We start from the raw sequence: 26,246 nt of genomic DNA, 5'->3' as shown, positions 1-26,246 counted from the left end.
CGAAAGGAAGCGGTTTGAATATGACTACAAAAAATGCTTTACGTAAGCCGGAAGCGATGATTTTTGACATGGATGGTACGCTGTTTCAGACAGAGACCTTGCTTTTGCCTGCCTACCAGCAGTTATTTGATACCTTGCGTGCAGAGGGACATTTTGAAGGAGAAACCCCGCCGGAAGAGCGGATGCTTGGAAGTCTGGGTATGCTGCTTGAAGATATTTGGAAAGTGGTTATGCCCGAGGCATCCGAAGCGGCTCATCGCCGTGCAGATGAATTACTGCTGCAATTGGAGATTGAAGGACTTGATGGAGGCGACTCGAAACTGTATCCCGGTGTGAAAGAAACGCTAGAAGCACTAAAAGCCCAGGGGATTCGTCTGTTTGTCGCCAGTAACGGTCTGGAAGATTATGTGAAAGGCGTTGCGTTTGCACACGAGATTATGCCGCTGTTTGAAGGGGTATATAGTGCGGGCCAGTACAAAACACCTTCCAAGATTAATTTGGTGCAGATTCTGCTACAGAAACACCGGATTCAAGATGCTTGGATGGTAGGGGATCGTTCTTCGGACGTCGAAGCAGGCAAAATGAACAACCAGACCGTTATCGGCTGTGCTTATGCCGGGTTTGGCCGGGACGAAGAGCTTGCCGGATCAGACGCGCTGATCTCGGATTTTACCGATTTGCTCCGCCTATATGAAGAAGCAGAATAAGCCGGTAACACGGCTTAATCTTTAATATATCCACCCTTTATCATAAACCTGCATGGGCGATTTCACGCCTTTGCAGGTTTTTTTGGGGTTGGAGCACGAAGTCACATCCTCCCCTGTAGAAAGTTGATTTCCCTATCCCGCATGTATTGTAAATCCCACTATACTTTCATTCAAAAGCTATAGGGGGTCTGATTCTGATGAAACCATCCAAACTGAACGCTTACATCTTCATCATCCCAAGTCTCTTTCTCACGCTGGTATTCGGAATCTATCCGTTGTTATGGGCTCTGCGTTACATGTTCTATGATTATCAGGGCATTGGAAAACCGATCTTCATCGGACTTGATAACTTTGCACGGATTATGCGTGATGGACAGTTCTGGGACTCGGTCAAAAATACAGGGGTATATGCGCTGGGTAAACTCGTCATCACGATTCCGCTGTCCCTGATTCTGGCGATTATCCTAAATCGCAAATGGCGTGGACGCTCTTTGTTCAGAGCGGTTTTCTATCTGCCAACGATTTTTAGTGCATCCGTTATGGCGATTGTCTTCTTCATCATTTTCAATTCATATAACGGCATTCTTAATCAACTGCTGCTTAAGTATCATATCATTTCCTCGCCGATTGGCTGGCTGGATGCGAATCATGCGATGCTGACAACGATCATTATTGCTATCTGGGGAGCTGTCGGTAACTATATGTTGTTGTTTATTGCAGGTCTGCAAAGTATTCCTGAAGAGTTATACGAGGCAGCATCACTGGATGGAGCGAGCGAGTTCCAGAAATTGCACAATGTAACGATTCCATTACTTGGACCTGTGATGCAGATGATTATTATGCTTGCGATCACCACAGCACTTAAAGGATACGAAAGCATTATGGTATTAACCGAGGGTGGACCTTATGGCAAGACAGAGGTCATGTATCTGTACCTGTTCAAACTGTTGTTCCCTGTTTCAGCAGACACACAGTCCCTGCAACAGCTCGGTTACGGAAGTGCGGTCGGCTTCACGACAGCTCTCATTGTAGGGGCGGTTACGCTCATTTACTTCCAAATTTCCAAAAAACTTAATGATGTCTACTAATGACGAACAGGAGGAAACGATGATGACTCAAACCGTGCTTGCACCTGCATCTTCCGATTCAAGTTCATTCCGCTGGACTCGCTGGACAAAGCGAACAATCCTCTTCATCTTTCTGATGATCATTGCACTCTTATCCCTGTTCCCGATCATCCTGGTGTTACTTGGATCGTTCAAAACCAACCAGGAACTTACCGGAGGAGCAACGATCTGGCCGAAGATATGGCAATTTACAAACTACGCTCAGGCGTGGAAGACCGCGAATTTTTCCGGCTTTACGATCAACAGCGTCTTTGTAAGTATCGCTACAACGGTAGGTACACTGCTGGTATCTTCGATGGCAGCTTATGCGGTGGATCGGGTGAACTTTAAAGGCAAAAAGGCGTATACCCTGCTCATGGCATCCACGTTGTTTATTTCAATTGGTGCTGTTGTACTTAGACCGCAATTTGATCTCATGGTCAAGCTGGGTCTGAATAATTCGCTGTGGGGTGTCATCATCATATTAATCAGTGCCCATGCGGCAACCTATTTTATTCTTGTGGGCTTCTTCAAGAGTATCCCCCGTGAACTGGATGAGGCAGCGATGATTGATGGCTGTAATTTCTTCACCACCTACTGGCGGATTATCCTGCCCCTTCTGCGCCCAGGTCTGGCTGTTGCTGGTTTGGGTGTGTTCCAGAATTCATGGAATGAATATATTCTGCCTTTTGTATTCACGATGAGTAATCCCAAGCTGCAGACATTGCCGGTAGGTCTGGCGAACCTCCGTTATGGCATCGGGGCTGCAGCTGAGGTTCAATTAATGATGGCTGGAGCATGTCTGTCCATTTTGCCACTGTTAGTTGTGTACATCTTTGCGAATAAGTCCTTCATGCAAGTCACGCTGGGGGCTGTCAAAGGTTAGGTTGGAAGAGCGGAGGAAGAGATATTTGAGGAACCGTATTCCGTGCAGATTCCGCTGTGCTATACTCTTTTTAATTACAGCGGACAGGGCTAGCCCTTGTTCAAGGAGCGACCGCCTATGATGTCTTATTTCTACAAAATGTCTCTGAAAAAACGAATACAACTTATTTATATTTTTCTTGTTGTTTTGTGTATCAGTGTGACGGGCATTTGCTCTTATCTCTTCGCTGCCAAAAGCATAGAGCGAAATGCTCTTGAATTAAAGAAGAGCATTCTGAACAAGTCCGTACAGGTGATGGACGAGCATCTGCGTCATATCGTCGTTTCATCTTATTCATTCATGCTGAGTGACACGTTCACACAGGTGATGCAGGATGTGCGCAATCATAATGATGGGCGTTATTATCAGAATCTCTCTCTGCTTCAGACAACATTTGCTCAGTTGAAGCTGGTAGAGCCGCTGATTGATACCGCATACCTGAAAACACCTATTGGTAGCTTTTTCTCGACGAAGGATTTTCCTAATCAGAGTACGGCGTTTGATAACGAATATGGAGAAATGGTCAAAAAGCCAGGCTGGAATACAATGTGGTTTGGTTCACACGTCACCGGCTTATTTGAGTCCCGGGGTAATGTGTTGTCCCTGTTGCTCAAACCGATTGTGATCGACAACCACAACTTCTCAGAGGTATACATGGTCGTTAACATGAGGGAAGCCGCGATGCGAAATATTTTAAATCAGGATCTGATGAGTGGTCAGGTGCAATTGTTTTTGCTTCATAAAAACGGTAGTGAGGTCATCCGTCCGGGAGCAGGCACTTTTGATCTGGTGACAGAATCCGGATTTGCACAACGTTTAAATCGCGGAGCAGGTGATTTCACGTATACGAACGGACAGGGGCAAGACATGCTGGTGAACTACTCGGATCTGTCGATGAATGAGGACTGGGTTATGGTCAGTGTTCAGTCCAAGGCTGATTTGTTATCCCCACTGAAGAAAATTCGCTGGTTGGTCATTCTGATTATGTTGTTCTGTATCCTGCTTGCACTTGCGCTATCTGACCTGTTATCTTCTGCACTGCTGAAACCGCTGAACAAACTGAGACGTCTCATGGTTGAAGTGGAATACAATGACTTGGACGTACGGTTTCGCAGCAAATATGACGATGAGGTCAGTGCCGTAGGACATCGCTTTAATCGGATGTTAGAGCAGATTCAGGTTTTGTTTGAAGAGGTCCGAGCCACAGAACAGGACAAACGGCGTTTAGAAGTGAAGGCGCTTCAAGCCCAGGTTGATCCACATTTTCTGTACAATACGTTAAATACGATGTTCTGGAAAAGCGAAAGTGGGGAGAAGAAGGATGTCAGCGCCATGATTGTCTCCCTTTCTCTGCTGTTCAGACTCGGGTTGAATGATGGGAAAGACATAACCACCGTGGAGCAAGAGATCAAACACGTCGAGCAATATATGCAGCTCCAGCAGCAATGTTACGAGAACTTGTTTGAATACCGAATTGAGGCAGAGGAGTCATGCAGGAGTATCGGAATTTTGAAAATTTTGCTCCAGCCTCTGGTGGAAAATGCGATTCTGCACGGCTTTAATGATAAGGAAGATCTGGGACACATTCTCATCCGCATTGATCGGCATGAAGATACACTCCGATTGGAGGTCAAGGACAATGGATGCGGTATGGATGTAGCGAAAATGAATGCGGAAGAAGCAACAGAGGGCAATCGGAAAGGCTATGCCATATCCAATCTGATGGACCGATTAAGCCTACAGTACGGTGAGCAAGCTTCTCTTGTATTTGATAGTGAAATAAATGTGGGGACTACAGTGGTCATCACCATTCCGATTAGTTAGGAGGGAGCGTACGTATGGAGCAACTGACGATGTGTGTTATGGATGATATTCAGGCTGTGGTCAAGGGCATCACTTCCACTATTCCGTGGGAGGAGCATGAGGTCCGGATTGTGGGCACAGCGAACAATGGAGAGCAAGGCTGGTCTCTTCTGGTCGAACAGCAGCCAGACATTGTCATTACGGACATCAAAATGCCTCGGCTCAGCGGACTCGAACTCATGAAGCGGGCAATGGATGCTGGACTGCGTTCCAAGTTTATTTTTATTAGCGGATACTCCGATTTTCAATATGCTCAGGAAGCCATCAAGCTTGGAGCCTTCGATTATCTGCTCAAACCGTTTACCCCTGAAGAAATCTTGGGTGCGGTGCTAAAAGTGAGAGAGGTCATTGAGAGTGAACAGGCGAAGTCGCAGCAACTTCAAAAGCTGAAACAGAAAGCAGTTAGCAGCAGTGAGTACGAACGTCACAGTTATCTTCTGGGTCTGCTACGGCATGAGATTGGCGGGTTCCTGAATGAAAGCCGATGGGATGAGCTTGACATTGAGCTGGATTCATCCAACCTTAATGTCATGGTCATTGAAGTTGATGGCTATACACGCTATGGATCAACGATGCACCTGGATGCAGAGATCGTTCCATTTGCGGTTCAGAATATCGTCAGCGAAACGTTGAATCGGCATACGAGAAGCGTTGTGCTGCGTGAGAATCGTTACCGGCTGGCCGCTATATTTAACACATCCGACCAGATTGATATATCCGATCTTATGGAGCAATGCCGCCACAATGTGGAGCAATTTAGCAAAAAGACGATTTCCATCGGTCTGGGCACCATTGCACGGAGACCGCAGGAAATCTGGATATCCTATGCCAATGCAGATAAGGCGATATCCTATCGCTTTTACAGTGAGGGGAACTGCATTTTCAACTATGCAGAACTGGAGAATCAGGAAGTGATCGCTCCCGTCTATCCTTTGGAAAAGGAAAAGGAGCTATTTTACGCACTGAAATGTGGCAATGAAAGTTCTTGTCACCGAATTATCGATGAAATTTTGGAAGTCTGGCAGAATGCCAGAGGTTTTCCCGAGCCACTAACGATGATCCGTCTGTTGTCGGGACTCGCGTTTGCGATCTACCGGGCGTTCTGTGATGAGATCACAGAAGAAGAGCGCCTTCGTCTAGAAGCAGATTTGACCGTGCTTGAAGCGATGCGGTCGTTGACGTTTGACGGCTGGGGAGATTACATCAAGCATTTCAGCAGTATGGGCTGTGAGATCATGGATAAGAGAAGGCTTACGGATGTCAAACAGGCCATTAGCAAATCCCAAGAGTTTATCAGTATGAACCTGTCCGAAAATCTAACATTGCAAACTTGTGCTCAGTCGGTGCACTTAAGTCCAAGTTATTTTGCGAATGCGTTCAAGAAAGAAACAGGTATGACACTTATCCAATATATTACGAAGTTAAGAATGGAAAAGGCGAAGGAACTACTGGTTGCGGGTGTACAGGTACAGGAAATATGCCAGATGCTGGGGTATGAGGACAGACCGTATTTCAGCGGCCTGTTCAAGAAGTATTGTGGCATGACCCCTACACACTTCCGGCAGATGTATGAAAACGGATAAGACGGAGATCGTCATTTTTCCCACCTTGCATAGTCAGAATGTCCCTCACTTTGATAGAAGTGGAACGTTTATCATTACGTTAACGGGGAACCAGATAGGTTGTCCAGACAAGCATAAGGGGGCATTTCAATGGTTAAGAAGTGGATGATGACTACACTAAGTGCTGTGCTTGCATTAACGGTAGCGGGTTGTTCGACAGACAGTGGAACGACAACAGACAATGGGGCTGCAGCTGGCGGCGGAGAACAGAGTAGTGGCAAAACGAAAGTAATCTACTGGACTCCCGATCGACACGATGCTGATTTTATGAAATCCAAGATTGAGCAGTTCAACCAGACGAATAAAGACAACATTGAAGTGGAAATGACCGTCATGGGTGATAATTATCCGCAGGCCGTTGATATCGCTTTTGCGAGTAAACAAGCTCCTGATGTGTTTCAAATTGATGATTTCCAAACGTATTACCAGAAGGGGTATCTTGCTCCAATCGACGGATATATGAGCGATGCCATGAAGGCCACGTTCAAAGACAGCATGATCGAAAATAAAAACACAATTGATGGAAAAGTTTATACCCTTCCGAATACAGGCCAGATCTGGAGACTGGTGTACAATAAAGATATTTTCAAAAAAGCAGGCATCGCCTCTCCACCTAAAACCATTGCCGAAATGGTAGCGGACGCGAAGAAAATTACGGAAGCAGGCAAAAGTGAAGGTATCTATGGCTTCGCCAGCCCGTTCAAAAGTGGTAGCGGTTTCTGGAGAGCGGCGAACACGATTGCTGGTGCAAGCACGAACGAAGGAATCGACGGCTTTAACTATAAGACTGGTCAGTTTGACTTCAACATGTACAAGTCGATTGCCGAAGCGCTTCGTCAAATGAATCAGGATGGCAGCATGCTGCCGGGTGTGGAAAGCCTCGATATTGACCCGCTGAGAGCGCAATTCGCACAAGGCAAAATCGGAATGTACATCAACCACTCTGGTGAGCCGGGCGTGTACAAAGATCAGTTCCCAACGAAAGAAAATTGGGGTGCCGCTCCTGTGCCAACAGACGATGGTACGATTAAAGGCGCTTCACAAGTCATTGGTGGTTCCTATATCGGCATCAATGCTGACTCAAAGAACAAAGAAGCGGCATGGAAGTTCATGGAGTACGTATACAGCACGGATCTGCAAAGTGAGTATTATGAAAAAGGGTATGGTATCTCCCTGATTCCTGCAGTACTCAGCTCGGATAAAAAACCTAGCATTCCAGGCATTGAAGGTTTCTTACCTAAGAAGTATGACGCGATCTTCCCCGCCAATCCAAGTGTGATTACAGAGAGTTCTTTGGAAGGTATGAAATGGGCTGAAGCATTCTCCGCTTATATATTCACTGGTGGTGATCTGGATGGCGTGATCAAGGATCTGAACACACGTTATAATGCAGCACTTGAGAAAAGCAAAGCGGCTGGCCTGACTAAAATTGAAGCTGATCCATCGTTTGATTCATCCAAGCTTCAAGGTAAACTATCCAAAGAAGAGTAGAACCTAAACATGGCGGCCGTCGTATTCATACTTCGGTCGTTTCACTTTACTGAAATTTTTAAAATTTTCTTGCCTGGGAGAGGGGAATTTTCAATGATTGTTGACCAGAATTCGGTAAAACCACATATCATTAACGAAACAAGTTCGCGTAAAATTTTGGGGATGGGTGGAACACTCATGATGGTTGAAGTTACCTTTGCCAAAGGTGGGATCGGCGAAGTTCACTCCCATGATGCGCACGAGCAAGTCAGTTATATTGTAAAGGGTAGTTTTGAGGTTCAGGTGGGCGATGAGACCAAAGTTCTCAAAGCGGGAGATAGCTTTTATGCCGGCTTGAATGTGCCACATGGGGTAAAGGCGCTGGAAGATGCGATCATACTGGATGTGTTCACGCCGTTCCGTCAGGATTTTCTTGAGGCAGACCAATGAGTGATTTTTATCTTTCGGCGGATGAACTACAGCAGGCGGCTCTGTACTACCAGGAGCATTTTCCGGAGGAAGCTCGAAATTCAGTGACGATTGCGAACCGGGCTATACTGAATGAATTTATTGTGCCATATACGAATGATCTGACCAGCTGGATTCCACTTGGCATGCCGGTGGACTGGCTTCTTAATCCGACCAATGATCTGGAGTTCACTTGGGGCATCAACAGGCACTGGCATATGCTTGATTTGGGTAAAGCTTATCTGATGAAAGGCAACCCGTTATATGTGACTACATTTATAGATCACTATCGCACGTGGAGAGAACAGAACCCGGTGCCTGTTCATCTGGCATATGATGAGGCTGTTTTTTTTCAGAAACCTGGTCCCTGGCGTTTGCTTGAAACAGGTCTGCGTGTGCAATCCTGGATTGCCGCGTACAAATATATGGAATCCAGTCCGCAACTGGACGATGCATTTCGGACCGAATTTCTGCAAGGGCTTGAGGAGCATGCTGAATTCCTGACACATTATCTCGGCAGTACGGAGATCAATCACGCCATTATGCATATGCAGGGTTTGTATATGATTGCTGCTTTTTACAAGGAGCATCCACGCAGTCCATTCTGGCGTCAAGTGGCTACCGAGCGGCTGGAACTGTGTCTGCTGCATCAGTTGAATGAAGAAGGTATTCAGGTCGAATTGAACACCCACTATCATAATGCAAGTATTGAGATGTTTGGTACACCGTATCTGCTGGCCGGTATTTCGGGACATCCGTTCTCGGCGTGGTATGGAGAATGTTTACGTAATATGGCCGCATTCACCGAAGCCATGATTAGACCCGATCATCAATCGACAGGCATTGGAGATTCAGACTGGCTTAGTGACGGAAGACAGCGGTTGACACTGTTAGGTGCGATTCTGGGAGACGAGGATCTAATGGCACGCGGAGCTGACAGTTCAGAATGTCTCTGGTTGGTGGGTGTGGAGAAGTATGAGCAATGCGTCAGGTTACAGGCTGTTGCTTCGCGTTCATTGACGAGCCGTACCTTTCCACAGACCGGATATTATGTAATGAGGGATGATCGTCAATATCTGTTCTTTGATGCAGCCTCGATGGGTGGTGCTCACGGTCATGCGGATGCTTTGAACATCGAATGGATGTGGAATAACCGACTGTTTTTTACGGATACGGGACGTTATACGTACGAGGAAGGGCAGTGGCGTCATTATTTCAAAAGCACGCGGGCACATAATACGATTACCGTAGACGGGACAGATCAGACACCTTATGTATCCACTCAGCAATGGGGTGAGCCGGAGGCGGAAGCGACAACACACCGCTATGAGAGTCACGCGAGCTATCACTTTATGGATGCTTCACAAGATGGATATACACATCTACCCGATCCGGTTAGCCATCGTCGGTGGGTGCTTGCAGGCAAAAGTGTACCTTTGCTTCTGGTGGTGGACTGGCTGGATGCTGAAAAGACACACACACTGGAACAGCGATTCCACCTGCATCCGGAAGCGAGACTTGTGCTACGGAAGGAAGATCAGGCTAAACAGAGAGCTGGCATTCGATTTGATGATAATTCAGTCAAGCTCTGCATGAAGTTTTTGATGGCGGGAGAAGGCAGTGAAACATTTGAGTTGACAGAGCAGGTGGGCTGGGTATCTGAAATCTACGGCTCGAAGTCCGAAACAGCTGTTATTCAGGGCCAAGCTGAGTTCTCGGGCAAAGTGGGAGTTGTGGCTATATGCTTGCCGGCCAATGAATCAGAAGAGGCTGTGAATGTTACAGGGGTTGCGCTTGAGCCGGATCAAATGAGGTTCACGCTCTCTTATGAGTATTTTGGCGAGGAAGCCCAGATTGTGATCGACGCACACCAAGTGCAATGGAAGTAATAAACCAAATGTGAGTGCTGTAATTGGATAAAAAGATGTGCACCATGCTTAAAGCTAGAGAGGTTGAAGCAGGACTGAAAAAGGATTGAAGGCTCATGTATTATTGAGCCTTCAATCCTTTTTACTTTGCTGGGCTTGCAGGCTACGCTGTATGTTCAGCGAGTTGGTTTATTTCACCCTCCGGTTACGCTTGACTCTCGCTGCTTTAGAAGTAACGGGCCTGGGTGAAAGAGGTTTCCTGACTGTTTCGACAGGACGATTACGGTACACCCACAAGGCATATTCGAGCGGCTGTGTGATCGCTTTATAATAGATGCTTCGTTCACCAATTCGGGCGAAGACTTCACGGGCAGGTTTGGGATTGACTTCGAGCAGATAGATCTGTCCGCTTTTGTCTATCGCCAAATCGAGTGCAAGCTCGCACAGATCCCCATACGTATCCTCCAGGAATGAAGCCACATCAATACCAAATTTCTCTGCTGTTGCCGTTACTTCTTCGCGCAGATCTTCTTCCGGAATCCACTGTTTCATCAAGCGCTGCATGCCAACAGCCTGACCGCCGCCGTGAAGGTTGGAGGTTACACTTTTCTCTGCGCCCATACGTCCTGCGCATCCTGTAAGTTCCCATTCACCTTCTCCATTCTTTTGAACCAGCATGCGGTAGTCATGTACCCTTCCGTTAGGAAGCTGGAGCTGAATTCCTTTTTGCACTAAATATTTATCTTTCATTTTCCAGTGCTGGAGCAGGGGGCCAAGCCTGGATAAATGAACCTTGCGCGGTGTAATAATGCGACGTTTCTGATCCCGGCCTTGAACAAGCACTGTGCTGGGTTCCTTGATGCTGCGTTCTACGCGCAGAATGCCGCGTCCACCTGTACCGTTGATCGGCTTCAGATAGATAAGCGGAGAGTTCTTGAGCATACGGTTCACATCGGACATGTCCTGAAATAAAATCGTTTCCGGCAAATGCTGCCGAAAGGCGGATTTTTCGGAAAGTGTCTGATGAATGGTCCATTTATTACGCAACGGTCGGTTCAGAAAGAGTAGATGCCCATATTTCTCGCGAAAGGCAAGCAGTTGCTGGAAACGGTGATTGCGCTGAATGCGGCATCGGTCAAAGATCAGATCAGGGAATGCTCTCCATTCCCTGGACCAGCCTTTCTTTTCGTCATACACCATCGCTTCAATCTGCCTGCCGCCAGAATGTACATCCGCAGGTGTGAATACGTAAATATCGAGTCCCCGTTTGCGCCCCTCAAGAATCATTCGGCGGTAGATGCTTCGTTCTTCCAGAGCACGGTGTTCATTCAGATACAATGTCATGATGCCCAGAACAGGTGAGGACACAAACAATCACCTTCTTTGTATGCAGTATTCCTGCCCTTCATCGTACAGACTGACGGGCAAGATAGGCGCTGTACTGGAAAATACGCTCCAGTGAACGCCGTCTGATCTGTGGTTCATCAAATTTCATCGGTTTCGCATTGGCTTCGAAAAACCAGATTTCGCCCAGATCATCTACTCCAAGATCCATGGACATTTCACCAAGCGTATGCCCCGAGCCACGCTCAACCTGTCTTGCTATCATTAGTGAGGTGGACTTCACCCGTTTCATAAGAGCTGTAGTCATTTCTTCCCCGAATAACTCGGTGAGCAGCTTCTCCGGGTCTTCTACAGTGCCGCCGCGAGGCACGTGAGTTGTAATACTGCGCGATCCTGCGAGCCGTGCTCCGATGCCAGTCACACTCCATTGGCCCTTGCCATTCTTCTGCACAAGCACACGAAGGTCGAATGGGCGTTTGTGGGAAGATGCGAGTTCAATGCCTTGCTGCATAATATAAGGCGTATGTCCGGTTTCTTTGCGAATTCGAGCCCATAACTTGGATAATGTGGCTGCCTTGTACGTCATACTTTTCCGAGTATTCTGGATTTTAAGCCGGTAAGGCAGTTTTTCTTTTTCTTGATATTTAAGCATCATGATGCCTTTGCCAGCCTTTCCGCTCTCCGGTTTGAGATACAGATAAGGATAGGTTCGCAAAACTGTACCGAGTGAAGATGCACTGCGCATCCGTCGGGTATGGGGAACCAGTTGCTGAGTAGTCTTGGATTTTTTGAGCCATTCGAACAGATTCCATTTATTGAAAAAATACGGATTATACAGCTCGATGCCGGATTGAAGACATTCTTCAATTTTTCGCTGAACCGAAGGCTTGCGCTCGTCTTCCCGGTTAGGAATACGGTTATACAACACGTGAGGGAGGGGGAACGGCTGTGAAGTCCATTTGCCGCTCCCTTTGTTGTACGTATATCCTTTCACGGTAGGTCCGCTCACATTAAGATCGCGGACCGTCACGATATAAACGACATATCCCATGCTTTCACCTGTTTGCAGAATATCCTGAAAATTGTGATGATTCCCTCTGAACATCCGCTGTTGATCATGCATGGTAAGCACGGCGATCACAGGTTTGAAATCATCATGAAGGCTCATCAAATGCCTTCCTTCTTCCGGAATTTGCTCAAATACAGGCAATGCTCCAAAATGTGTTCCACCGACGATTTGCCCTCCACCCGGAGTAAAGGGTGACGGAAGATGGAGCGCCCGGGTTTGGCGTTCGCTTCGAACATCCATACATGTTCCTCCTGATCAATGCCCAGATCAAAGCCAATCTCACCAATCAGATGCTGGTGCTGGGATTCAATCGCCTGGGCCAGTGTAATAGCGACGGATTTCGCCTGCTGCAGAACCTCGCCCGCACGTTCCCCGAAATTGCGGCTGAGCGCCTGTTCAGGGGTCATTAGAGAGCCGCCATTTTTGATGTGGGTTGTGACACTTCCTCGTCCTGCCTTTTTGGCTCCAATGCCGACAACAACCCACTGGTTGTTCCCGTTTTTGTGCATGTGAAAACGAAAATCAATAGGGCAATCGTCAATTTCGATTAGCCGTATTCCCTGTTGAACAACATAGCCGCGTAATTGTTTGCCATGTCGACCTTGAAGCATACGCATCAGACTATTAAACGAACCGAAGCGCAGCAAGGCATTTCCGCCTTTTTTGCGATAACGTGCAAAATATCCACGTTTGGGCGAATAGGTTAAACGATAGATTCCGTTTCCGAGGCTGCCCGCGGTTGGTTTATAATAAACGAACTGATGCCGCTCGAGCATTTCCTTCATCTGTTCGATCGTTGGGTTGGTAATAGATTCAGGGATATAACGCCCTGCAGTTGGTTCGTTCTCCAGTAATTTATAAATATCCGATTTATTGAAGAAGCTCCAGTTGAAAAAAGGAATTTTGCGGCGGATAAATCGTTCACGAAGCTGATTGATCGCCGGTGAAAAATCAGAGCGACGACTCGGTAAACGATTGTAGACGACATCGGGCAATGGCACCGTCCTGCGGAAGAAACTTCCGCTCTCATTAAGAAAGTAACCGGAAACCGTCTCGTTCTGCCAGTTGATATCCCGCGGGGTGAAGGCATAGATGTAGGATTTGCGGCTTCCTTCACGAAGCAGCTGCTTGATGAAACCAGTACGGGAACCAAATGGATTCGAGCTTGAAGATGAACCATCGGACAGTACTCCGATGAGCGGTCCAAGCTGCACTTCACCATCCTGAAGGTTGCGAAGATAAATGTTGCCGCGTTTGGGAACGTTCATTAAGTTACGGATGCCTGATGCCAGATACAGATGTTTCCCGGCTTTGCGAATGGGTTTGATGGTGGCGGGCACGCGATCACGCCCGAAACGCAGATGTATCGTCTTTTTTCCAGACAGATTGAGGCTTTTCATTAAAGCATTAGATACATACACCACTTTTTCGGGTTTTTGGGTGAAATGCAGATTACAAAAGGTCAAACTCATGATTTATCCTCCTATCCTGAAAAAGATCCTTGTGCTCCTTGGCAAGCAGGCATTACAGGCCTCAGTCGCCTGGAATCGGGATGCGTTTCAGGCCAGCTTTGCTGGATGAATTCGGCATTTTCATTGGACGTGAGACGTCCGCGAGAACATGTTGTTGCAGCAGATAACGGGCGTAAGCAAGCGGTTGTGTGTACGTCAGGGCGTGCATGTGTTTGTCATTCGCCTCGGCAAATGAGGTGCGGCCTGGCTTGGAATTCACTTCGATTAACCACAGTCTGCCGTCCACATCGGCTCCGAAATCAAGACCAAGTTCCGCAAGTCTGCCGAAATGGCTCTCTAACATCGGAGGGATGAGAGTGGCAGCGTGTTTGATCTGTTGCTGCAGTGATGCAGCCTGGTTTTTGCCATATTTTTCGGTAAGGTATGCATCAGCAGGATAAGCGTTACCCCCGCCGTGAAGATTCGAGGTAAGAGAGCCTTCGGCTCCTTCCCGAATCATGCATCCCGTCAGCGTCCAGCGCCCTTGCCCGTTTTTTTGTACCAGTGCCCTTATATCAAATGCTCTTCCATGATGGCTAAGATCCAGATAAGGCTGCACAATCAACTTTTGTACAGCCTGATGTGATTCCAGCCAGGAAGATACGTCTGTTGCTCGATGAAATGTCATATTGAAGTATTCATTGTTTGTATTACGTCCTTCCACGATCCAAACAGATGGCGTATCCCTCTTGGATAAGCGAAAGGTATTCTTGCCATGAGTTCCTGATGCAGATTTGAAAAATAAACCTTTAGGCCAGCGTGCAAGCCATATTTCCCAGGGAATAGTTGACCTTACTCTGGATGTTGGAGCAAGCAGTGCCCGAATCCTGTTTGACCTGACTAGCGCGCGATGCACTTCCCATTTGCCAGGAAGTGCGGTTGACCAAGAGCGCTGGCGAAGACCGGAGGCATAAGGTAAATATTGTTCCAACTGCTGCTTTGCATTTTTGGAGAGTGGGTGCAGGCAGCGGTTCATCACCAGATCAATCGCAGGAATACGAATAGCTCTCCATTGCTTCTGATGATAGGTGTATGCTCTCTGAAGGGTACCTTCGATAAATTTGACCGGGATCGGAATGACGATGATTCGCAGCCCGTACTTGGGACCTTCCACACAAAGCCTGCGGCAGAATCGTTCATCTGCAAAGGGAGGTGAGCCTTCTGCTTCTCGGACGAGTATAGCCATGGTGTTGTTTTGCGACGATGTATACATGTTGCTGCACCTCCTCCATGAGATCAAACTTCAGAATCCGGCCAGATATGTGGAGTATTCAAGCATTGCTTTGACCGATGGGCGAATTTTGCTCTCACTCAGCGGTGTATTATCGTTTTTGGATGGTTTTGAATTTACCTCAAGCAGCCATACGCGTCCAGTTGTATCCAGCGCCAGATCAATGCCGAGTTCACCAAAATGGGCAGGAATGGCACTCTCGATTCCTTTGGCAATGTCCAGTGCAGCTGTATGCAGTCCTGCATATGCCGAGGCTTTGGCGGCGCCGGATAGCTGTGTTTTGGCTACGGCTTCTTTGACCGTACTGAGACTTCCACCCCGCGCCAGATTGGAAACGTAGTGACTACCACCTGCAATCCGGGCGACGATGGAAGTTACGCTCCATTTGCCGGTTTTGTTCTTCTGCACAAGCGCGCGGAAATCAACGGGTCTGCCGCTGTGATCAATCAAGGTTAACCCTTGCTGGATCTGGTAGCGTGTTGTTTTCATTTTTCCGGACATACTGGCATACAGTTTATCCAGAGAAGCATAAGTTTGTTTGCGGGTACCTCCGACACTTGTCGCCAGAGTTAGGTATCCTCCTTCTGGCTGACGGGAAACCCGGATAATGCCTTTGCCCAGTGAACCGCGCACCGGCTTCAGAAAGATGACCGGATAACGTTGGCACATCGTCTTAAGGGTTGCTGATGTTTTGAGCAAGTGGGATTCGGGCAGTACCCGTTTGAGTGTCGGGAGCGACTTAAGTGCGTCAAACACCTCATTTTTGTCTAGGAACTTTTCATTAAATGTGTGTGTGCCGTAGAGCGATTTTACTTCTTTCATAAAATGCTGTACGCTAGGTTTGTTCTCGAGTTTGCGGGACGTCAGCCGGTTATTGACCACATCTGCTACTGGCAGAACGGTCTTTTTCCAGCCGTCATCATATACCCAGCCTTTCATGTAGCCGGTTACTGCTCCGATGTCCTCCGGTGTAAAAAAGGATACATAGGCGCCCTGCTTCCGGCAGGCATGCACTAATTCCTGGCAGAACATCGTAATCGAGCCAAAGGGCCGATCGGGCTGATCGGGGTAATCCTGGCTGATCATAACGCTGATGTAGGGCCCCAGGCGAAGCGTATGGCTGGAAGCACGGTAAGATAACCTCAGGACTGAACGGGGAACAAGGCCGGTTTTACTGGCTACCGTCTGATTGAGTCGTAATCCGTCATACCGAGGAACTGGAATAACGGTAACTTCACGACGGTACGAACCGAATTGCAGTTGAAGAGGTCTTCCCGAAGGAATCTTAAGTGTCTTGAGAACCCCTTCGCCCAGCATGATGACGTCGTCCTGCAGGATGCCCGAGCCGGTAACCTGTATCGTTACTTTTTTAGTGGACATCACGGATCTCCTTCCGGGCGGCAGCTTGATGTCTGATCTTGAAGTTGAACGGCATCTGAACATGGCATGTGCTTCATCATATGAGGACATATACCCCTTGGTGATTGACCCACCCGGAATTAAATGTGTTTGATTTGGGGCGTTTTTTGGCGACCTGATCCCGAACCTTTTGTTTGAGCGCATAGAATGCATGTTCTTACACGGATGAACAACCAATTTAGAGGAGGAATTATAATGAATATTTATGACAAAGCCAATGATTTGGCAAAAGCACTAAGAGAGAGCAACGAGGTAGAGGAAATTACCTCTGCGATGAAATTGATTGAAGCTGATCCAGAAGCCAAAGCAATGCTGGACAACTTCCGTAACCAACAGATGGAACTGCAACAACGAATGATGAGCGGAGATATGCCAGCACCGGACGAGATGGAAAAGATGGAAAAAGTCTTTGAAGTATTGAGTCTGAACCTGAACATCCGCCGCCTGTTTGATGCAGAACGTCGCCTTAGTGTGATCATTGAGGATGTAAATAAAATTATTGCAGACAGCTTGGCTCATCTGTATGGCGGAGCAGAAGCCTAAGCTATAAGCTCGGTAAGCATACCCTTGTCTGTTTTTTTCTCTAATCCTCTCATATTACCTCTGCATCGTTCATAGACTAGCTATATATGGTACGAAGGAGCTGTGAATGGTGAAGAGGTTGAAAAAAACAAAACATGTCATCTATCTGCTGATTGCATTGTCGATGCTGGTTATTGCGCTTCCGCATATTTCCTTTGCTGGCGGAATGGACTGGGTTAATATTTTTGGCATCGTGTGGGTGCTGTTCTCTCTGCTGATTGTAGGTGCTCACCTCCATTTCATTCTTGGCGTGGACGAGGAGAAGAAACGTGCGCTGGAGGCGATACGCCGGGCGAAGTTACGGCAATGGGAGATGAAGCTGCTGGACAAGCAGGAGCAGAGTAAATCGATGTGAGCTGGGTAAGACCGAAATCCTTGAATCAAGGGGTTCGGTCTTATTTGTGTATTTAGATAGAGCACCCATGATGCGATTCTTTACGATAGAAGCGAGATTTTTTACTTAACAAGTTCAGGTGCCAGATGGGGTTATTTTCCTAAGGTCGTGTTATAATAGATACAGTATGGTACAGATGCAACCTCGGGGGTGGTACAGATGGACGGACAGGAAGAGAACGTCACGAAGCATGAACAGCTTCTACAGCATATTGAACAATTGAAGGTAGGCAGCAAAATCTCAGTGCGAGGACTTGCGCGTGATTTGGGCGTAAGTGAGGGGACAGCTTATCGTGCTGTCAAAGAGGCTGAGAACTTCGGACTGGTCGTGACCAAAGAGAGAATCGGCACAGTGCGGATTGAGAAAAGACCTCGGGGCATGTCGGAGCAGTTGACTTTTGCCGATGTTGTCACAATTGTGGAGGGCCATGTGCTTGGCGGTAATGAGGGGTTAACCAAACCATTGCACAAATATGTGATCGGAGCGATGAAGGAACAGGCGATGGCACGATACATTGATGCTGGAAGTCTGCTTATTGTCGGGAACAGGGAAGATGCCCACTCCTTGGCGTTGGAACAGGGAGCCGGCGTATTGATTACGGGTGGTTTTGGTACAAGCAGAGATGTAAGGATTATGGCTGATGAGCTGGGACTGCCGATTATCTCCTCCAGACATGATACCTTTACAGTGGCCTCCATGATTAACCGAGCCATCTTTGACCGGCTGATCAAGAAAAAAATTATGCTGGTAGAGGATATCATCGGCCAGAAACCGCGATTGCAGGTGCTTAAAGTAACGAGTTCCGCAGCCGATTTTCATACGTTGGTGTCAGAGACAGGGGAGCATCGCTTTCCGGTAGTTGATGAATGGAACCGGGTCATCGGAATTGTAAGTCTGAAAGATGTAAGTGAACTGCCGGCAGATCAAAGTATTGAAAAGTGTGTTGTTCGTCGCCCGATTACAGCATCGTTGCAGACCTCTCTTGCTTCCGCTGCACAGATCATGACTTGGGAAGGCATTGATTTTCTGCCCATTGTTGATCGCAACCGCAAGCTTATTGCTTCCGTTACACGCAAGGAAGTGTTGCAGGCCATGCGTGATGCGCAGAAGCAACCTCAGCTTGGTGAAACCTTTGATCATCTGATCTGGAACGGATTTGCGGAGGAGCGCGGTGAGCAGAATGAACTGTTGTTCCACGGCTTTATTATTCCCCAGATGGCTACGGATCTGGGGACGATCTCGGAAGGCGTACTGTTGAATGTCATGACACAAGCTGCGCGCAGGGCAGCATGGGACGTCACAGGCAACGATCATGTGGTCGATAACGTAACAACGTATTTTGTCCGTCCGGTGCAGATTGAGGATCAGATTATGGTACGCCCCATGATTCTGGAGACGAGTCGCCGGACGTGTAAAATGGATATCGTCATTACTCGCGAGGGTAGTGTGGTATGCAAAGCAGTCATGACGCTGCAGTCCATAGACCATGCTTGAAATTATTGCGTAGATGTTCTCAAAACCGATCGATTGAACATCATATCCAGGCACATCAAAAAGAGAGCGATTGCCCAATCAGGGGAAAAGGTGAACCGTGTATTTGCTGTGAAGCCTTTGCATCTCAGCATGTAAAGCTAGCAGCTATGCTGCAAAGCCTATACGGCATACCATATTCACCCGATTGTACGGGCATGCTCTCTTTTTTCAATACATTGTCCCAACCAGATTTACTCCGAAATGCTTGGGATTGTACAAGAATCAAGCCTAAGCAGGTGAGTCGCTGGAATGTTGCTTAAGTCTGGCATAGTAGCTACGATTGCGAATACCAGCAAATACGTTATAGGCTCCCATGACCAGGAAAAGCGCTTCCACAATGACAGACAAGGTAGAACCGGTGAAAACAAACATCAGGATCAGCGCGAGAGTGATGAGCATGCAGCCCATCCAGATATTCGTCCAGGAACGATACAAACCCGCTTCATGGTTGTCGGGTGTCCGGCGTGAACGAATGCTGTTCAGTGCAGAACAGATCATAGCGATAGCGAAGAGGGCGATAAGTGCATATTTAAATACTTCGATCAACACGCAGAAGCAGCTCCTTTTCTGAAAAACATATACTGCCCTTATTGTATCATGTGAACATGAAAACAAGGGCAGTTTTTTGCAGTTTTCGGATATTAAGCCGGAACATGCGTGCGAATCTGTACCCAGACCTGCAAAACGCCTTCCATGACAAGCATCGTTTTAACCTGAACGGAGTACTCTTTTTCTCTGACTTTATAAATTTTCTGGTTCAGCATGATACGTGTCATTTTGCTATATTCATCGATGTTAAATACATCTCTGCCTCGCAGGACTTCAAGCTCGTCCCCGAGTTTTTGCAGCATCAATTTCAGTGAAGCTTCGTCGGGGCCTTTGTCGGATTCTTCAGCACGAACTTTGATCTCTTTGATGACGGTTTGGCGTTTACTGTACTTTTTCAGTGTTTTGATATCCTCCTCGCTCTGGTGCAGCTGCAGCTGCAGTTCCTGATTATTCAGCCACAGTTTGTTGTAACTGAGATGAAAAACACCGTTATACACGACACATCCAGCGATCATGCCGAGCACAAATACGGCAGTCATGCGCATCAGCGGGCGGTAGCGGGAGAAAGGAGGCAGTCTCATGCGGGGTCATCACGGGTCATCGTCATCTAACCCCGGCCCCCGCCGCACACCCATTTCACCAGTTCGGTTCCCATATGTGCACCCATAAAGGCTGAGATCAGATATAGGATTTGTTTGACTGCTGGTGACAGGTTCCCATCCAGAAAATTGCTCTCAATCACACGCATCGGGTCGATCGTACCGCCTACAGCGGCAGCGAGTGCCCATATTTTGATCTTGCCGGAAATATCGAGCATTGTTTGGGTGGGGGGCTGGAGAGAGATAACAGCCCCTATACCTCCAATCATCGCGCCGCCCAGCACGATTCCGAATGCGATAAAAAAGTCAAGAATGGCTTTGGATAAAAAAGTGCTCACCCGTAACACCCCTTTCAGACCCAGCAGTCTACCTCCTGTGTTTAGTCAGCAACAGGGGAAGCAGCTTGTACTTCTAATGTATGGGCGAGCCCCCTGACGTTATGATAAAATAGAATAATAAACTCTTATATTTAGATAGAGATTTAATTTTAGCGGGAACATTCATGTAGGTGCATACTTACGCGAACTTCGATGATTCGGATTTTGCGCATTATAAAGTACACTACGGCGGCACACAGCATCAATGATGAGAGCTGCCACTGTAAGCGGGGAAAGGAAGTAAAAAAACATGAGTTCTTTTGTGCATTTGCATGTTCACAGTGAATATAGTTTGCTGGATGGCGCTGCGCGTATTCCGGATCTCGTGGATAAAGCCGCAGATCTGGGAATGACGACACTGGCGCTGACCGATCATGGCGTGATGTATGGTGCTATTCCATTTTATAAAGCCTGCATAGCACGGGGAATTAAACCGATTATCGGCTGTGAAGCATATATGACGGCGGGTTCTCGTAAGGAACGGGGAAGCCGGAAGGATCAACCGATTCATCATTTGATTTTGCTGGCGAAAAATATGACCGGTTATCGTAACCTGATGAAGCTGTGTTCCATCGGACATCTGGAGGGTTTCCATTACAAACCGCGTATCGATATGGAGAGTCTGGCAGCACATCATGAGGGGATTATCTGTCTGAGCGCCTGTTTGGGCGGCGAAGTTCCCCAACATCTGCTGCATGGACGTGAAGAAGAAGCGCGCCGTGCGGCAATGCGTTACAAAAATATTTTTGGCTCCGATTTTTATCTGGAACTGCAGGATCACGGGCTGGCTGAGCAAAAAAGAGTCAACCCTCAACTGATCAAGCTCGCAGCTGAACTGGAAATTCCACTAGTCGCAACGAATGATGCCCATTATCTATCCGAAGAGGATGCAGAGCTGCAGGACGTGCTAATCTGTATTGGAACAGGCAAAACCGTTGACGACGAAACACGTTTGCGAATTGGAACAAACCAACTGTTTTTGAAGAGCGCAGAGCAGATGTCTCGCCTGTTCCCTCATGTGCCGGAGGCCATTGCCAATACGGTGCGGATCGCAGATTCTTGCGAACTGGAGCTGGAGTTTGGCAAATCGATTTTGCCAGAATACCGTCCATTGCCTGAAGGTCTGAGTCCATCGGCATATCTGCGTCAGTTGTGTGAGGAAGGCATGAACGCACGTTATGCCAATTCTGATCGCTGGAACGATGAGGTGCTCCGAACAGAGCTGGATCAACGTCTGGACTATGAGCTACGTGTTATCGACAGTATGGGGTTCTCGGATTATTTCCTGATCGTATGGGATTTCATCGCGTATGCGCACAGACAAGGCATTGTTACCGGGCCAGGCCGGGGTTCATCAGCAGGAAGTCTCGTTGCGTATACACTGCGCATTACGGATGTCGACCCGATGAAGTACAACTTGCTCTTTGAGCGGTTCCTTAATCCTGAACGTATATCCATGCCCGATATTGATATCGATTTCAGTGATGAGCGGCGTGACGAGGTTATTGATTACGTAGCCGATAAGTACGGCAAAGCCCATGTTGCGCAAATTATTACATTTGGTACGATGGCTGCTCGGGCTGCTGTTCGGGATGTGGGGCGCGCGCTTAATGTACCCTATGGCGAAGTGGACAAGGCTGCGAAGCTGATTCCTGCACAGCTTGGTATCAACATTGAGCGTGCAATGGAAGCTACGCCTGAACTGAAGATGCTGTATGAAACGAAACCGAAGACACGTGAGCTACTGGATATGGCGATGAAGGTTGAAGGCATGCCGCGCCATGCTTCCACTCATGCTGCGGGTGTTGTCATCTCCAGGGACCCGCTGACAGATGCTGTACCACTTCAAGAAGGTAGTGAGGGTACAGCTTTAACGCAGTACTCTATGGAAAATCTGGAGTCTATTGGGCTACTTAAGATGGATTTCCTCGGTCTGCGTACGCTCTCCATTATTGAACGGTGCTTGCGCTGGATTGGGGAGCACGCAGAAGTTCCCGATTTCACACGGATTGCTGACGACGATCCACTTACGTATGAGATGCTGGGACGCGGCGATACGATGGGTATATTTCAGCTAGAATCTGCCGGAGTACGCCGTGTGTTGAAGGAAATGAAGCCGAGTGTGTTCGAAGATATTATCTCCGTACTGGCGTTGTATCGTCCAGGTCCAATGGAGTTTATCTCCAAATACATTCAGGGTAAGCATGGTCAGATTGAAGTGGAATATCCACATGATGATTTGAAGTCGATTCTGAAAGATACGTACGGCATCATCGTGTATCAGGAGCAGATCATGCAGATTGCATCCCGCATGGCGGGCTTTTCCTTGGGAGAAGCGGATTTGCTTCGCCGAGCTGTATCGAAGAAAAAGCGGGAAGTACTAGATCTGGAACGAGGCCACTTTGTTCAGGGCAGTCTGAAACAGGGATATAGCGAAGCAGAAGCAGACCTTGTCTACGATATGATTGTCAAGTTTGCGAACTATGGTTTTCCGCGTGCTCACGCAGCAGCTTATGGGGTGCTTGCGTTCCAAACGGCATATCTAAAGGCCCATTATCCCATCCATTTCATGGCCTCCATGCTTACTGCTGTTATGGGCAGCCATCGCAAGGTTGCAGAATATGTAGTCGAATGCCGTCATATGCAGATTGATGTGCTTCCGCCAGATGTGAATGAGAGTGGCATTTTGTTTACTCCTGTTTTTACTTCATCTGCTGTGCAGGAGAACGGTGAAGCAGGGGGATTGGGTGGTATTGAACAAGATAGTCGGAATGAGCTTGGAGAACCTGTAGAGCATGCTGGAAAACATGAAGCTAGCCAAACCCGCGATGATGTTTCTCATGAAAACTATGGTGAACATGCGGAATACGACGATGCTCCGTTACCGGATGATCCTGGGCCTCTGCCTGATGATCCAGAATTTATAACGAAATTCGAGAAAAATGGATCCGGGGACGATTGGCAGGCTGTGTCCGCTATGGCTGACTCTGAAGGATCCGGGCATCGGTTAGATCCGGGTCTGGTGAGGGTTTCCGCATTGGATTCTGTGCAGGGTCAGGATAAAACACAGGTTCTTGATGGGATGCAGCGTACCGAACATGCTCAGTTTGAGGATGAGGTACACAACCAGAGGCATGATCAGGCGCAAAGTGATGATGCGCACGACCAGGAACCTGATCAGGTACATGGACAGATTCAGGTTAAGGCATCTGGACAGTTATCAGGTACGGATCATGGAGAAGCCTCTGATGATGTGGAAGCGACAGAATCAAGCGGTAATGACAGCGAAGCGGTTACCCTATGGTCTTCGGGAGCCATTCGTTTTGGGCTGGCTGCGGTAAAAAATGTAGGTACACAGGCCATGGAAAGCATTATGGCTGTTCGACAGGAAAAACCGTTCGATAGCCTGCTCGATTTTTGTCGCCGTGTTGACCTGAGGGTGTGCAATAAACGTGTCATTGAATCGCTGATTCAGGCGGGGGCGTTTGACAGCTTGCCAGGACATCGTGCTCAATTGCTGGCGATGTTAGATGAGACGGTTGAAGCGGCTCTGAAATGGCGTAAAGAGCGTGAAGACTTGCAGATTCAGCTGTTTGACTTTGTGGAGACACCAAACTGGGAGATTGAATATCCTGAAATTCCGCCATTCTCAGCCAGTCAACAATTGGAACTGGAACGTGAATTGCTTGGTCTGTATCTGTCCGGTCATCCATTGGATGATTATGAAGATGTTCTGGCATCGAGCGGGGCTGACCGGATCATGGAATTGACGGAGGCGGCGGACGATACGATGGCCGTCGCCGCAGGTATGGTGGTGTCTGTGAAGTCGATTACGACGAAACAGGGCAAGGCTATGGCGTTCATGGAGCTGGAAGACCAGGTCGAACGCTGCGAAGTTGTTCTCTTTCCCGAGGTATGGCGGCGGAGCCAGCAGCATGTCGGGAAAGGTGAACTTCTCGTCGTGCGTGCCAAGGTGCAGCAGCAGGACGAGGGGTTTAAGCTGCTGGCCGAGGAAGTGTCGCCGCTGACACCGGCGGCACTGGAACAGCAGCTGCGCAGCCGCGAGCGCCGCGGCAAGCCCGGCAGCGGCAGCGCTTCGCGCCCGGCGCAGGCGGCTTCGCCGCAGCGTCCGGCGGGCGCTGGAGCCGCAGCGCAGCGCAGCAGCGCAGGCGGTGACGCTTCCGCTGCGCGCGCAAGCGGAAGCCGTGCCCCTGCCGCGACGAGCAGCGGGGCAGGCACAGGCACTGCAGCCAGCGCAAGCGCGGGCAATGCAGCGCCAGCGTCTAGCGCGGCGGAGCAGGGCCGCGCGCCGCGTGGGGCCGAGCAGCGGGTGTTCGTGAAGCTCACCCCGCAGGCCGAGAAGCCCGAACTGCTGGCGCGCCTCAAAGAGTTGCTCCAGCAGCACCCTGGCCCGGTGGCGACCGTGCTCTTCTACGAGCAGCAGCAGAAGCTGCTCGCCCTGAGCGACGCCTACCGGATCAAACCTTCACCGGCATTGTTCTCCGAAATGGAGAAGATGCTTGGTGAAGGCACAGTCAAAATCAAATAGGGCTGAAGCAGCTGATGACCACCTTCAGCCTTCAGCAGAGATGTCCGCCGTTTACAACATAAAACGGCGGACATTCTTTTTTTCTACATAAAAGTATTAGCAAGCATCAAGCGTAATCCCCTCTTATATTTAAGCGCCAACAATCAACAAGAATATTTATTTGCGTGAATATACACTTTTTTTATGTGTAACGATCATAAGAAGGACTACTCCGGTGAAAAGCAGCAAAAACCGCGGAAAAATCCTATTTTATGAGAAATGATCTCTACTTGTGGTTCACTAGCATATCTGCTGTGGTTCGCTATCTTTCACAGCACTTGCATACGACTTGAGCAAATCGGGGAATAGCCGCGGGGCAACATCCGCTTGAGCATGTACATTCGCACAATTTATGAACATTTTGGAAGTTCACTGCATACACTTGAGAACACCGAAGAACCTTGAGGTTCTCGGGGGATTGATGCGGGAGGTCGAGATATGTCATATGAGATCGCGGAAGCTATGCTGGCCCGGCGGGGTGTACAGATTGATGCTATCGCAGAAATTGTATATCGTTTGCAGAAAGGGTACCACCCGGAATTGACCATGGACGACTGTGTAACCAGCGTGAAATCCGTTTTGCAAAAAAGAGAGGTGCAGTACACGCTGTACACAGGCATTGCGCTTGATGAACTGGCGGAAAAAAAGCTTCTGCCCCAACCGTTGCAAGCCATTATGGAAGCGGATGAGTCCCTCTACGGAGTGGACGAGACTCTGGCTATAGGGATAACACATGTGTATGGAATGATTGGTTTGACCAGTTTTGGATATCTTGACAAAGAAAAAATGGGTGTTATTCATGATTTGAACGAACAAAAATCTGCGGTTCATGTGTTTCTCGATGATCTCGTCGCTGGTCTGGCCGCAGCAGCCTCCGCCCGGATCGCACACAAAAATATTAAAGCCAAGAAATACTCTTCAGACATTTAAAATCCATTATTACCATGTAGATAGCGATGTATTGCTTCAACCTGTTTAAGAGAATCAGGGGGCGGCTATGGCTGCCCTGGAAGGTTTTTGC

Annotated in this window: 21 protein-coding genes; 13 read left to right on the top strand and 8 right to left on the bottom strand. The window is 48.2% G+C overall.

Features of this window, described 5'->3' with window-relative positions; translation table 11 throughout:
• Window positions 1-20: 20 nt before the first annotated feature.
• The 8 genes from AB4Z30_RS09695 (at window position 21) to AB4Z30_RS09660 (ending at window position 10,050) form a co-directional block, all read left to right on the top strand.
• Window positions 21-707: an HAD family hydrolase gene (locus AB4Z30_RS09695; RefSeq protein ID WP_441925656.1), complete on the top strand. Its 687-nt coding sequence runs from the start codon at window positions 21-23 to the stop codon at window positions 705-707.
• A gap of 197 nt (window positions 708-904) precedes the next feature.
• Window positions 905-1,795 carry a carbohydrate ABC transporter permease gene (locus AB4Z30_RS09690; protein WP_441925654.1) on the top strand — a complete coding sequence of 297 codons (891 nt, stop codon included), beginning with the start codon at window positions 905-907 and terminating at the stop codon, window positions 1,793-1,795.
• Window positions 1,796-1,817: 22 nt separating this feature from the next.
• A complete protein-coding gene (locus AB4Z30_RS09685) occupies window positions 1,818-2,699 on the top strand; it encodes a carbohydrate ABC transporter permease (RefSeq protein WP_441925854.1) in 882 nt (293 codons plus the stop codon).
• Between the two features lie 117 nt (window positions 2,700-2,816).
• Window positions 2,817-4,562: a sensor histidine kinase gene (locus AB4Z30_RS09680; RefSeq protein WP_441925652.1), complete on the top strand. Its 1,746-nt coding sequence runs from the start codon at window positions 2,817-2,819 to the stop codon at window positions 4,560-4,562.
• A 14-nt stretch (window positions 4,563-4,576) separates the two neighbouring features.
• Entirely contained in the window at window positions 4,577-6,184 is a 1,608-nt protein-coding gene (locus tag AB4Z30_RS09675; RefSeq protein ID WP_441925650.1) for a response regulator, read from the top strand.
• 129 nt (window positions 6,185-6,313) lie between these two features.
• Window positions 6,314-7,714: an ABC transporter substrate-binding protein gene (locus AB4Z30_RS09670; protein ID WP_441925648.1), complete on the top strand. Its 1,401-nt coding sequence runs from the start codon at window positions 6,314-6,316 to the stop codon at window positions 7,712-7,714.
• Between the two features lie 93 nt (window positions 7,715-7,807).
• Entirely contained in the window at window positions 7,808-8,143 is a 336-nt protein-coding gene (locus AB4Z30_RS09665) for a cupin domain-containing protein (RefSeq protein WP_441925646.1), read from the top strand.
• Window positions 8,140-10,050 carry an alginate lyase family protein gene (locus tag AB4Z30_RS09660; protein WP_441925644.1) on the top strand — a complete coding sequence of 637 codons (1,911 nt, stop codon included), beginning with the start codon at window positions 8,140-8,142 and terminating at the stop codon, window positions 10,048-10,050. The genes AB4Z30_RS09665 and AB4Z30_RS09660 overlap by 4 nt, the downstream gene beginning before the upstream one ends.
• Before the next feature lie 168 nt (window positions 10,051-10,218).
• Here the strand turns inward: AB4Z30_RS09660 and AB4Z30_RS09655 are convergent, their stop codons facing one another.
• The 5 genes from AB4Z30_RS09655 to AB4Z30_RS09635 all read right to left on the bottom strand — a co-directional run bounded on the left by AB4Z30_RS09655 (window position 10,219) and on the right by AB4Z30_RS09635 (window position 16,564).
• Entirely contained in the window at window positions 10,219-11,397 is a 1,179-nt protein-coding gene (locus tag AB4Z30_RS09655; protein ID WP_441925642.1) for a YheC/YheD family endospore coat-associated protein, read from the bottom strand.
• A gap of 37 nt (window positions 11,398-11,434) precedes the next feature.
• Complete coding sequence (locus AB4Z30_RS09650) at window positions 11,435-12,541, bottom strand: YheC/YheD family endospore coat-associated protein (RefSeq protein ID WP_441925640.1); 1,107 nt, start codon at window positions 12,539-12,541, stop codon at window positions 11,435-11,437.
• Complete coding sequence (locus tag AB4Z30_RS09645) at window positions 12,541-13,914, bottom strand: YheC/YheD family endospore coat-associated protein (protein ID WP_441925638.1); 1,374 nt, start codon at window positions 13,912-13,914, stop codon at window positions 12,541-12,543. The genes AB4Z30_RS09650 and AB4Z30_RS09645 overlap by 1 nt, the downstream gene beginning before the upstream one ends.
• Before the next feature lie 61 nt (window positions 13,915-13,975).
• Window positions 13,976-15,166, bottom strand: a complete 1,191-nt coding sequence (locus AB4Z30_RS09640; protein ID WP_441925636.1) for a YheC/YheD family endospore coat-associated protein — start codon at window positions 15,164-15,166, stop codon at window positions 13,976-13,978.
• A 30-nt stretch (window positions 15,167-15,196) separates the two neighbouring features.
• A complete protein-coding gene (locus AB4Z30_RS09635; RefSeq protein WP_441925634.1) occupies window positions 15,197-16,564 on the bottom strand; it encodes a YheC/YheD family endospore coat-associated protein in 1,368 nt (455 codons plus the stop codon).
• 234 nt (window positions 16,565-16,798) lie between these two features.
• Here AB4Z30_RS09635 and AB4Z30_RS09630 point away from each other — a divergent pair, with 234 nt between their 5' ends.
• The 3 genes from AB4Z30_RS09630 to AB4Z30_RS09620 all read left to right on the top strand — a co-directional run bounded on the left by AB4Z30_RS09630 (window position 16,799) and on the right by AB4Z30_RS09620 (window position 19,073).
• Window positions 16,799-17,146, top strand: coding sequence for a YlbF family regulator (locus AB4Z30_RS09630; RefSeq protein ID WP_441925632.1), 348 nt, complete (start codon window positions 16,799-16,801; stop codon window positions 17,144-17,146).
• 106 nt (window positions 17,147-17,252) lie between these two features.
• Entirely contained in the window at window positions 17,253-17,540 is a 288-nt protein-coding gene (locus tag AB4Z30_RS09625) for a hypothetical protein (RefSeq protein ID WP_441925630.1), read from the top strand.
• Between the two features lie 198 nt (window positions 17,541-17,738).
• Complete coding sequence (locus tag AB4Z30_RS09620; RefSeq protein ID WP_441925628.1) at window positions 17,739-19,073, top strand: DRTGG domain-containing protein; 1,335 nt, start codon at window positions 17,739-17,741, stop codon at window positions 19,071-19,073.
• Between the two features lie 267 nt (window positions 19,074-19,340).
• On the opposite strand, the gene AB4Z30_RS09615 is transcribed toward AB4Z30_RS09620, so the two are convergent.
• The 3 genes from AB4Z30_RS09615 to AB4Z30_RS09605 all read right to left on the bottom strand — a co-directional run bounded on the left by AB4Z30_RS09615 (window position 19,341) and on the right by AB4Z30_RS09605 (window position 20,598).
• Window positions 19,341-19,661: a YtpI family protein gene (locus tag AB4Z30_RS09615; RefSeq protein WP_441925626.1), complete on the bottom strand. Its 321-nt coding sequence runs from the start codon at window positions 19,659-19,661 to the stop codon at window positions 19,341-19,343.
• A 92-nt stretch (window positions 19,662-19,753) separates the two neighbouring features.
• A complete protein-coding gene (locus AB4Z30_RS09610; RefSeq protein WP_441925624.1) occupies window positions 19,754-20,242 on the bottom strand; it encodes a hypothetical protein in 489 nt (162 codons plus the stop codon).
• Between the two features lie 26 nt (window positions 20,243-20,268).
• On the bottom strand, window positions 20,269-20,598 hold the full coding sequence (locus AB4Z30_RS09605) for a YtrH family sporulation protein (RefSeq protein ID WP_090920214.1): 330 nt from the start codon (window positions 20,596-20,598) through the stop codon (window positions 20,269-20,271).
• A gap of 289 nt (window positions 20,599-20,887) precedes the next feature.
• Here AB4Z30_RS09605 and AB4Z30_RS09600 point away from each other — a divergent pair, with 289 nt between their 5' ends.
• Window positions 20,888-25,186, top strand: coding sequence for a DNA polymerase III subunit alpha (locus tag AB4Z30_RS09600; RefSeq protein ID WP_441925621.1), 4,299 nt, complete (start codon window positions 20,888-20,890; stop codon window positions 25,184-25,186).
• Window positions 25,187-25,663: 477 nt separating this feature from the next.
• Window positions 25,664-26,155: a phosphatidylglycerophosphatase A family protein gene (locus AB4Z30_RS09595; RefSeq protein ID WP_441925619.1), complete on the top strand. Its 492-nt coding sequence runs from the start codon at window positions 25,664-25,666 to the stop codon at window positions 26,153-26,155.
• Window positions 26,156-26,246 lie beyond the last annotated feature (91 nt).

The organism is Paenibacillus sp. 2TAF8, from assembly GCF_052114825.1.
Lineage (GTDB): Bacteria > Bacillota > Bacilli > Paenibacillales > Paenibacillaceae > Paenibacillus.
This window is presented reverse-complemented; position numbering and strand designations above follow the sequence as displayed.

Excerpts from the sequence above, each read along its gene's own strand:
- AB4Z30_RS09695 (WP_441925656.1), top strand. The coding sequence starts at position 21 with ATGACTACAAAAAATGCTTTACGTAAGCCGGAAGCGATGATTTTTGAC.
- AB4Z30_RS09690 (WP_441925654.1), top strand. The coding sequence starts at position 905 with ATGAAACCATCCAAACTGAACGCTTACATCTTCATCATCCCAAGTCTC.
- AB4Z30_RS09685 (WP_441925854.1), top strand. The coding sequence starts at position 1,818 with ATGACTCAAACCGTGCTTGCACCTGCATCTTCCGATTCAAGTTCATTC.
- AB4Z30_RS09680 (WP_441925652.1), top strand. The coding sequence starts at position 2,817 with ATGATGTCTTATTTCTACAAAATGTCTCTGAAAAAACGAATACAACTT.
- AB4Z30_RS09675 (WP_441925650.1), top strand. The coding sequence starts at position 4,577 with ATGGAGCAACTGACGATGTGTGTTATGGATGATATTCAGGCTGTGGTC.
- AB4Z30_RS09670 (WP_441925648.1), top strand. The coding sequence starts at position 6,314 with ATGGTTAAGAAGTGGATGATGACTACACTAAGTGCTGTGCTTGCATTA.
- AB4Z30_RS09665 (WP_441925646.1), top strand. The coding sequence starts at position 7,808 with ATGATTGTTGACCAGAATTCGGTAAAACCACATATCATTAACGAAACA.
- AB4Z30_RS09660 (WP_441925644.1), top strand. The coding sequence starts at position 8,140 with ATGAGTGATTTTTATCTTTCGGCGGATGAACTACAGCAGGCGGCTCTG.
- AB4Z30_RS09650 (WP_441925640.1), bottom strand. The coding sequence starts at position 12,541 with ATGAGCCTTCATGATGATTTCAAACCTGTGATCGCCGTGCTTACCATG.
- AB4Z30_RS09645 (WP_441925638.1), bottom strand. The coding sequence starts at position 13,914 with ATGAGTTTGACCTTTTGTAATCTGCATTTCACCCAAAAACCCGAAAAA.
- AB4Z30_RS09640 (WP_441925636.1), bottom strand. The coding sequence starts at position 15,166 with ATGTATACATCGTCGCAAAACAACACCATGGCTATACTCGTCCGAGAA.
- AB4Z30_RS09635 (WP_441925634.1), bottom strand. The coding sequence starts at position 16,564 with ATGTCCACTAAAAAAGTAACGATACAGGTTACCGGCTCGGGCATCCTG.
- AB4Z30_RS09630 (WP_441925632.1), top strand. The coding sequence starts at position 16,799 with ATGAATATTTATGACAAAGCCAATGATTTGGCAAAAGCACTAAGAGAG.
- AB4Z30_RS09625 (WP_441925630.1), top strand. The coding sequence starts at position 17,253 with ATGGTGAAGAGGTTGAAAAAAACAAAACATGTCATCTATCTGCTGATT.
- AB4Z30_RS09620 (WP_441925628.1), top strand. The coding sequence starts at position 17,739 with ATGGACGGACAGGAAGAGAACGTCACGAAGCATGAACAGCTTCTACAG.
- AB4Z30_RS09610 (WP_441925624.1), bottom strand. The coding sequence starts at position 20,242 with ATGAGACTGCCTCCTTTCTCCCGCTACCGCCCGCTGATGCGCATGACT.
- AB4Z30_RS09600 (WP_441925621.1), top strand. The coding sequence starts at position 20,888 with ATGAGTTCTTTTGTGCATTTGCATGTTCACAGTGAATATAGTTTGCTG.
- AB4Z30_RS09595 (WP_441925619.1), top strand. The coding sequence starts at position 25,664 with ATGTCATATGAGATCGCGGAAGCTATGCTGGCCCGGCGGGGTGTACAG.